The 8,703-nt window shown below is 60.0% G+C and carries 7 protein-coding genes and 1 pseudogene; 5 read left to right on the top strand and 3 right to left on the bottom strand.

The genetic code is table 11. From position 1 onward, the window contains the following. Positions 1 to 99 precede the first annotated feature (99 nt). Positions 100 to 462 (bottom strand): annotated as a pseudogene (locus IE00_RS00005) (integrase); the annotation flags it as partial. Positions 463 to 975: 513 nt separating this feature from the next. On the opposite strand from IE00_RS00005, the gene IE00_RS00010 reads away from it, so the two are divergent. After that, positions 976 to 2,406, top strand: a complete 1,431-nt coding sequence (locus IE00_RS00010; protein ID WP_205949633.1) for a sensor histidine kinase — start codon at positions 976 to 978, stop codon at positions 2,404 to 2,406. After that, on the top strand, positions 2,403 to 2,921 hold the full coding sequence (locus tag IE00_RS19605) for a hypothetical protein (protein WP_139291260.1): 519 nt from the start codon (positions 2,403 to 2,405) through the stop codon (positions 2,919 to 2,921). Before IE00_RS00010 ends, IE00_RS19605 begins: the two co-directional genes overlap by 4 nt. Positions 2,922 to 3,199: 278 nt before the next feature. Here IE00_RS19605 and IE00_RS00020 read toward each other — a convergent pair whose 3' ends face one another. Continuing rightward, on the bottom strand, positions 3,200 to 4,075 hold the full coding sequence (locus IE00_RS00020) for a transglutaminase family protein (RefSeq protein ID WP_072295593.1): 876 nt from the start codon (positions 4,073 to 4,075) through the stop codon (positions 3,200 to 3,202). 852 nt (positions 4,076 to 4,927) lie between these two features. Next, positions 4,928 to 5,971 (bottom strand): zinc-dependent alcohol dehydrogenase family protein, encoded by a 1,044-nt coding sequence (locus IE00_RS00025; RefSeq protein ID WP_072295032.1) that lies wholly within the window; start codon positions 5,969 to 5,971, stop codon positions 4,928 to 4,930. Between the two features lie 140 nt (positions 5,972 to 6,111). On the opposite strand from IE00_RS00025, the gene IE00_RS00030 reads away from it, so the two are divergent. The 3 genes from IE00_RS00030 (at position 6,112) to IE00_RS00040 (ending at position 8,413) form a co-directional block, all read left to right on the top strand. After that, positions 6,112 to 6,591 (top strand): Lrp/AsnC family transcriptional regulator, encoded by a 480-nt coding sequence (locus tag IE00_RS00030; RefSeq protein WP_072295033.1) that lies wholly within the window; start codon positions 6,112 to 6,114, stop codon positions 6,589 to 6,591. 260 nt (positions 6,592 to 6,851) lie between these two features. Continuing rightward, entirely contained in the window at positions 6,852 to 7,400 is a 549-nt protein-coding gene (locus tag IE00_RS00035; protein ID WP_170864056.1) for a thermonuclease family protein, read from the top strand. Between the two features lie 569 nt (positions 7,401 to 7,969). Further along, on the top strand, positions 7,970 to 8,413 hold the full coding sequence (locus IE00_RS00040) for a pyridoxamine 5'-phosphate oxidase family protein (protein WP_072295034.1): 444 nt from the start codon (positions 7,970 to 7,972) through the stop codon (positions 8,411 to 8,413). Positions 8,414 to 8,703: the final 290 nt, after the last annotated feature.

Below are 8,703 nucleotides of genomic sequence, written 5' to 3' on the forward strand. Positions count from 1 at the left end.
ATCTCCTCCGGCTTGTGCTTTTTCTGGGGCATTCCTGCATCCTCCAAATGGCTCAAAAGCCATACCTCAGGGAGGACCACTTTTCAGGGGGCAGACCAACAGGAATTCGACGCCAATCATCTCGGGGTTTCCGATCCAGCGGTCCAAGGATTGGCGGGTCGTATCGGTAATCTCGAACCGAACAGGTTTTCCTGTTTTGCTCTGGATCATCGAGGCCCGCTCCTTAACATGCCCTGCGGCAAAAACGTCTCGGACCCTCAGAGCCACGAGGTCGCACCCGCGGAGCTTGCTGTCGATCGCCATGTTAAACAGCGCGAGGTCGCGGTCATTGCCTGCCATTTCAAGCCGGACCCGGATCGACCATACGTGCCGCGGAAGAAGCGGCCGCTTCTGACCGACGATGCGGCCCTTATTCCAACTGACGCGGGCAGGCCTGACGGCGGGAAGAAAATCGATGGACATGGTGACACCTCCTTTCCGCCATGCCCGCCCTTCTTCGATAGTGTCGACAAAGCAAGCATATCATCCTGCAGGCTCGGCGTCTGCGCTCAAGCCGGCACCAGAAACGGCCGTATATCGACCAAAAGGGGCCCAGTGACTCCCCGTCGGCAAGGGCGGCAGCATCGACACGAGGAGCCCATCAGCGACATTCAGGCGCACTGCAGCATCATGGTCGGCCCAGAGCAGACGGTCGGCCCCTATACGGTGCCGCAGTGCAGCTTCCTCATAGCGGACACCGGACCCGGCATCGTGCTACGCGCCAGCTTCCGTCATGCGGCGAACTGTGTGCCAAAGACAGCAAGAACGGCTGTCCGGTATTGGTGTATGTGACGCTAGCGGTCAGTCGCCTAGCCGTCCTTACGAATTCGGAACCAACTTAGAGAGGCGTGGGGTTGGCTTTCCAATCTACAGGCTCGATGATGATAGATATAGAGATATGCGATCGGAGCAGACATGGGCGGAACTTCTGAGAGGATGGAAGCTGTAGCGCTGCGTGCTGCTGTTTTCGACGCAGCACCGCATGGCTACCTGATCCTCGATCCGGATTTCAACATCATCGACGTCAACCGGCAGTATCTGGACCTTACCGGCGCGCGTCAAGAGAGCCTCGTCGGGCTCCCGCTCTTTGAGGCTTTCCCGGACAATCCCGATGATCCGAACGCCGATGGCGTGCGTAACCTCCGCGCGTCTTTGGAGAAGGCGCGTTCTACCGGGCGGCCGCATGCCATGCCAGTGCAGAAATACGACATCCCGATCCGGGGCACGCCAGGCGGTTTCGAGGAGCGTCACTGGAAGCCGCTGAACACTCCGATCCTGCGCGACGGGAAGGTCGTGGCGCTGATCCACCATGTTGAAGATGTGACGGACGAGACGCTGTTCCGCCGCGATCAGGCAATCCGCCTACGTTCGGCACAGCGGCTCAACGATCTGGCGTTCTGGGAATATGACCCGGGCACCGAGACGATCTACGCCTCTCGTGCCCTTGCCGCCCTGTTGGGACTGCCGGACCGGGAGGGCACGCTGCCCGCGCGCGACTTGTTCGAGCAGGTTCACCCCGAAGACCGAGCCGAGCTGAAGGGCGCTTTCGAGCAGCACATGGACGCGACCGAGCATACGGTCGTCTCACTCGCGCACCGCCTTATCAAGGAAGACGGGACCACGACCTGGCTCTCATCGCATGGCGAGTTGGTGCGGGATCATCGCGATACGCCTCCCCGTTTTGTCGTCGCCAGCCTCGACATCACCCGGGCCAAGCAGCGCGAGGAGATGCTGGCCAACACTCTGGAGGAACGAGACCGGCTGCTGGCGCAGAAGGAAACGCTGCTCGGCGAGGTGAACCACCGGATCAAGAACAGCCTTCAGCTGGTGGCCAGCATCCTCAGCACCGACGCGCGCCGTGCTGGTCCGGGCGAGGTGCGCGAACGCCTTCACGGGGCGGCTGCACGGGTCCGGGCGGTTACCTCCGTGCATGAGATGCTCTACCGCTCGAACGAGGTGACGTCCGTTGCCTTCGGCGCCTATCTGCGTGAGCTGTGCGCAAACCTTGCATCCGGCGATGCTGGGACAGCCGGGGTGGAGATCCGATGTGATGCAGCCGACGTGAACCTTGCGGCTGATAAGGCAATCCCGCTTGCTCTGATCGTGAACGAGTTGGCGACGAACGCGATCAAGCACGGTCTCGCGGGCATTGCGGATGGGATCATCAGGGTCACGACGAGTCTGGAAGATGGTAGACTGGTAATCGACGTGGCGGACAACGGCACCGGGAAGGACGTTGACGCCAAACCGGGCCTCGGCACGAGCATCATCGACGGCCTCGTGGCGCAGCTCGACGCCTCCATGACCACAACTCATGCAGAACCCGGGTATCGCGTCGTCATTCACGTGCCACTCCGCAGCGCGTGAGTCTGCGCGTTCAGATTGTGGAGGAGGAATTCCTCATCGCGTTGGATCTTCAGGATCTAATGGAGGACGTCGGTCACGTGGTGACCGGCGTCGCGAAGGACTTTGAGAGCTGCAAGCGCGCCGCGCGAGAAACGCTGCCGAATGTCTCGTCGATGGATCTGCGGCTTGGAACGGCTCGCCTTAGCATCGACGCATCTCGCTGGTTTTACAATGTTCTGGGCGTGTGCTGCATCTTTATGAGCGGCAATCTCGCTGACAAGACGCATGAAAACTTGGCGGATGTGGCCCCTTTCGCGTTTGTTGGCATGCCCATCCTGATGCATCAACTGAAGCGTGTGGAGCGGCACAAATACCCGGCAGGTCCGATCTGCTTGAAGAGCGTCAGCGATCAAGCTCGCAGCCGCATCCGTCCAGTCGGCCCTGATCAAGAGCCAAGAGCGCCTGACGAACCACCCGCACGAGGCGTCTGGCACGAGCGGCAAGATCATGGCCAGCTGCAGCTCAGCGGGCTCTGACACCGGCATTAAGCTCATTGAGACACTTGCGGAACAGTTGGGCGGACAACTCGCCTGACCCGTGTCGAAGGCCGGAACAACGCTTTGTCTAGATCTGGATTGGGGTCAAGCTTGGAACGTAGGTTCGCGCCCTGTGCAGCGCGGGAAAATTGCGTTTGTCATCATGACCAACCTTCGCAAAGGCCGCCGCGCATTTGATCTTTTGACACAGTCGAGGCATGGCAACGCACCAATGTTTTCTTTGGTCATGAACTCTGTGGATATACAGAGTCACGATGCTATGACATGGTCAAGCTGGACACGCCAACCTCTACGCTCATGACGATCAGCGCGTCAGACGGGCCGGCAAAGCTCCCTGTCACAGGAACGGCATGACGGATATCGCGGGCGACAGCGACAGGAACGAGGTTGCCTGACCCCACGCTACGATTGGTCGGGTCGAAGGTGATCCATCCTGCGCCTGGAAGGTAGATCTCCACCCAGGCATGCGTCGATCCAGAATCGGTGGAGCCTACAAGCGAGTAATCGGGATCGAAGAGGTAGCCGGAGACAAGGCGCGCCCCAAGCCCCAGGTGGCGAGCGCTTTCTGCGAGCAGGACGGCCCAATCGCGGCACGACCCTTTTCCGTATGACAATGTCTGGAGTGGAGACTGCGTGCCTTCGCTTTCAAGGCTTTCATAAGCCAGGTGAGCGGATATGCCGGCGTTGATATCCTTCAGGAGAGACAAGGTGTCCGTCGGACGCTGGAACACGAAACCTTCCACCCATTGCGAGAGGCGGCGCTCATTATCCTCGTAGTGTGGGCGTGTTAGGGCGCCGAGGTCGGTCCAGTCTTCGTCGGAATAAAGGAAGGGATAACTGATCGCCTTGGCAGCGATAGGGTAGATCGGCCACATGGGGGCAGTCAGCTCAACCTGGGCACGGCTTTCGATGGACAGACGGTCGGCTGAACCTTCGAAGTTCGCCAAGGCGATCGCATTTCCTGCCACGTCCTGCGACCATGCAAGCTCGGCTTGCGGTGAGACATCCAATTCAAGCGAGATGAGCCTGAGGTCCCGACTTTCCCGGGGCCGCAGCATGAGCCGATGCGGTCCGAGAATGACGGGATGCCTATAAGCGTAAGTCGTTTTGTGGGTGATCGTCAGTGTCGGCATGGCAAGCATCCATCCATTTCATGTCGCTGCGCAAGCGGACCAGATTCAGTGGGCAGGCTGGACTTCAACGTCGACCCATGCAGTTGCGTTGCCTGACAAGTCCGCTCCCGGCGGCGTCTTGAAAAGAGCTAGTGTGGTTGATCGGTCGACGCAACAACGTCGGCCTGAGATGTTTTGACAGGGGCCTACGATGGCACGAACCGCTCACCGTCGCCTGTCGCCTTATCAGGAGGCTGAACTCTGGCAACGTTGCACGGCTAACGAGGCGCTGAGTGATATCGCGCGGACCTTGGGCAAGCACGCGGGCCTCGGTGGTCACCGTTGTTGCGGAAATGTGGCTTTTCCGGCCGTAAATAGTGATGCTACGTCAATTGCGGCAGGGTGTTCGAACGGCTGCTCTAGCAAGATGCCGCAGCTGCTTTGCTGCGCTGCCCTCAGTCGGCTTTCCGCCATCCATGTCGCCCATGCTGCAGCCGCGAAGGGTCATCGGTTAGACGATGTGACCGGCAGAAAGGTCCCGCATCAGCGACATTGCCCGGTCAATCTTGCTGCGGCAAGCATGAGTGGCCGGTATGGAGAATCCGCACTGCGGCGCCGCTGCTCTCCCGACCGACCGCAAAGGGCCGAAAGTGCACGGGTGTGTGACCTCCCGCGTTCTTCCCGTCATTATGGGTGGCCGGACGACGCGAAGAGGCCATTCCTGTTATTTGCTAGGTTGCTTCCATGTGCACCCGTTGATCGGTGCCTGAATCGGTGGCGGCAACCTGCACCGAGACCTTGCCTCGCACGATGAGCCCGCCCAGAAGGACGGTGACAATAGTGCCGCCGCCGATGAATCCGATGAACTCGCACTCAGAACCGGGTGATGACGGTGGCGCCTAAGGACTGAAACCTGTCCATCTCCATCAGTGCTTGCGGGGCTCCAGACAGGCTGATCTCCCGGCCCACCAGCCGCGACGGATCCAGCCGCCCGCTGGCGACCATGTCCAGCATCGCGCCATAACGGTGCGCCTGCATCCCATGTGAGCCAAGCAACTCGATTTCCTGCCCGACGATCTTCGGCATCGGCATCGGGATCGCGGGGGCGGCATGGTCCCCCAGCATCAGACCCACCTGAACGTGCCTGCCCCGCGGCCTGAGACACAGGATCGAGTTGGTCATCGTCGCCGGGTGCCCCAATGCGTCGAGCGAGACATGCGCTCCGCCTTTGGTGATCTCCTGGATGGCGGCGGGGACGTCGGCCTCGCGCCCGTCAATGACCGCCACCGCACCCAGGTCCCGCGCCATGGCCAGCTTGGCCGGATCGAGATCGACGCCGATCACGTTCTCCCCCGCTGCTGCGGCGATCATCACCGCCGACAAGCCGACGCCGCCGCAACCATGGACTGCGAGCCACTGGCCTGCGCGGACCTTGCCGTGGTCGATCACCGCCCGGAAAGATGTGGCAAAACGGCAGCCGAGGCTGGCAGCGGTGGCAAAATCCATCGCTTCGGGCAATGCAACCAAGTTCAGGTCTGCATGATGGATCGGCACATATTCCGCGAACGACCCCCAATGCGTAAAGCCAGGCTGTTCCTGATACAGGCAGACCTGCTGGTTGCCCGAATGACACTCCGAGCAACTGCCGCAGCCGCAGATGAAGGGAACGGTCACCTTGTCGCCGACCTTCCAGTTCCTGACTTCCTTGCCGACGGCTTCGACCACACCGGCCAGTTCATGCCCCGGCACGTGCGGCAGGTCGATGGCGCTGTCATGCCCCATCCAGCCATGCCAGTCGCTGCGGCAGACCCCAGTGGCTGCGACCTTCAGCACCACACCATCCGGGCCGGGGGTGGGATCGGCAACTCTCGTCAGCTTGGGAGCTTCCTGGAATTTTTCGAAGAGGACGGCCTTCATGGCAGGGACTTTCGGTTTGAGGCAAATCTGCGGCAGAATAGGCCGGTGCACCCGAAATAAGATTGCCATTCTTTCCCGTATTAACGATTTACAAGGCAGTATTCCCTATCAGAATCACGCTTTATGGAGGAATCTGCTCGATGCCAGAGATTGACGGTATTAATGCTCAGCTTCTGAGCCTTTTGCAGGACGATGGTCGCATGACCAACGCCAGGCTCGCCGATCGTCTTGGAATGAGCGAAACTCCCTGCTGGCGGCGGCTGAAACGGCTCGAGGAAAGTGGGTTCATCGAGGGCTCCCAAGCGAACCTGAACCGGCGCAAGCTCGGCCTCGGTGTCATGGCCTTCGTTCAGCTGCGCTGTTCTGAACACGACCAAGCCGCCACTGCCGAATTCCAGCGCATCGTCGAAACGACGCCGAACATCCTCGCGTGTCACAACACCACAGGTGCGGATGACTTCCTGCTGATCGTGGTGGCACGCGACCTAGACGATTACAGCGCCTTCGTCGACAGCACGTTGCGCCGGCTTCCAGGTGTGACAAGCATCCGCTCCAACCTGTCGTTGAAGGAAATGAAAGGGTCGAGCAAGCTGCCGGTGTCGTCTACTATAGGCACTTGATCTGATTTCACTCCATCACGGCTTCGCAGACGCATCGTGAATTTAGAGCCCGCGGCGAACGGCAGAAAACTCCTGCACAGCGGCCTTCGCCTGGTCAAACTCGGTGCGCGAAGCACGGATGTCCGGTTTGGAAAACTTTACTGCGGCACTTAGCGGTCATCGACCGGCCGCTCTGAGCCGGTCACTCCTTGCGGACGCTTGCGTTTGGCTCCACACCGCCGGCCATGAGTTCAAGACAAAAGACACGTCGCCGGAGCGGCTTGCAGAAGCTCATTGGTGCTTTGGCGATTGTTGCCGCGATCCTGGTGATCGGGGACAGAAGTCCCCAGATCCGTGATGCGTTGGAAGATCAGCTTGGGGACATTCTTCGGACTGAGCAAGCTCGCGATCAGGTGGCGGGTCTGGCCCATGTCATCGACGGCGATACGTTGGATATCGATGGCACACGGATCCGGATGTTCGGCATCGATGCCCCAGAGGGGCGGCAAACCTGTCGACGAAACCGGTCGGACTGGACGTGCGGGGAGGCATCGACCGAAGCGCTGGTGGACGCGATCAACCGGCAAGAGGTTCGCTGCGAGGAGCGCGACACCGACCGCTATGGCCGGGTGGTTGCGGAATGCTGGGCTGGAAACCGCAATCTGAATGCCTGGATGGTAGCGGAGGGCTGGGCTGTGGCCTACCGGCAGTATGGCGGGGACATCTACGACGCCGAAGAGCAGGCTGCAAAGAATGCAAAGCGCGGTGTCTGGAGCAGGAGGTTCGAGATGCCGTGGGATTTGCGCAAACACGCGAGGGGCACGAACTGAGGAGAGCGCTGCAATTAGCTGATCGGTAACTCCGCTGTGCTACTCGAAGCTGAGAGGCTATGGAGAAGACGTTGATGCGTGGTGACTGGTGTGGTGTATGTAGCAATGAGATGACCCCGATGGGGAGCCATCGCCTAGGATGCATCTCCTGCTATGCGAGCACTGGCCCGGACCGTACGGCGCGCTGGCTGTCTGACTGCGCCGCTGCCGACAATACCGGTCCTAATGTTGTGATCATGGCTGATTGGCTGAAACAGAGGACTTCCCCTGCCGCCGCGGCCAAGTCTTCGCATAACCATACCTGACCACGCCCTGGGGATGGCGCAGCACCCGACTGTAAAATCGCCTGATGGCCGAGATGGCATGATCACCGCCGGCAGGGAGCTGCCGCACGGCCCGCATGACCTTCCGACGTGAACTTCCCCCATCCTAGCAAACCCACCTCCGAAAGCTGGTTGCACGGCCTATTACAGCCTGAACCTTCTTGAGGGATCTATGTCTGGACGCGCAACAAAATGTATCAGGCCAGCGTTCGGGACAGTGTGCATCCTTAACCCGCAGGAGGGACCATGGCCCACAGGACAATCCAAGATTTGGCAAAGGCGATGGGCAAGATCGATTTTGCCATGCTGACCACCCGAACCGAGGGCGGGCAATTGGCCACCCGCCCGATGAGCAACAACAGCGAGGTCGAATGGGACGGCGACAGCTATTACTTCACCTATGAAGACACGCGCACCGTTAGCGACATCGAGCGCGACCAGCATGTCGCGCTGTCCTTCCAAGGTCGCGCCGGCATTCTGGGCGCTCCGCCGCTTTTTGTCGCCGTTGAGGGCGAGGCTATCATCATCCGCGACAAGGCAGCCTTCGCCGATCATTGGTCTTCCGACATCGATCGCTGGTTTCCCGACGGGATCGACACTCCGGGCATGGCCCTGATAAAAGTTCATGCTGTTCGCGTGCATTACTGGGACGGCGAGGAGGAAGGCGAGGTTAATCCTTCCAAGGCCTGAACAGCTCCCGTCGCTGCGATGATCCGCGGCGGCGGTTGATCTTTTACGTTTGAGGTGGATAAGAGCGAACAGTCCGGTAAATCAGCATCCGACAACCCCCTGCCGCTCCACCTCCACACAACCTTGGCCGATTACTGGGATAGATGCTAACCTGCACCGTTGTGGTTATTGAAGATAGACATGAAGAGTCCATTGCGGCCGTCGCTATCTGTCCTGCGCTCAACCTCTAGCTGCTGAACCCCAAGAAACAACCGTTTTTCGGAAGATGCAGGCTAATGCTGCGGCAACCC

The organism is Paracoccus sp. SM22M-07, from assembly GCF_001887735.1.
Taxonomy (GTDB): Bacteria; Pseudomonadota; Alphaproteobacteria; order Rhodobacterales; family Rhodobacteraceae; genus Paracoccus.

Bases quoted from the DNA above. Each gene is read 5' to 3' on its own strand.
- IE00_RS00010 (WP_205949633.1), top strand. From the start codon at position 976: ATGGAAGCTGTAGCGCTGCGTGCTGCTGTTTTCGACGCAGCACCGCAT.
- IE00_RS00020 (WP_072295593.1), bottom strand. From the start codon at position 4,075: ATGCCGACACTGACGATCACCCACAAAACGACTTACGCTTATAGGCAT.
- IE00_RS00025 (WP_072295032.1), bottom strand. From the start codon at position 5,971: ATGAAGGCCGTCCTCTTCGAAAAATTCCAGGAAGCTCCCAAGCTGACG.
- IE00_RS00030 (WP_072295033.1), top strand. From the start codon at position 6,112: ATGCCAGAGATTGACGGTATTAATGCTCAGCTTCTGAGCCTTTTGCAG.
- IE00_RS00040 (WP_072295034.1), top strand. From the start codon at position 7,970: ATGGCCCACAGGACAATCCAAGATTTGGCAAAGGCGATGGGCAAGATC.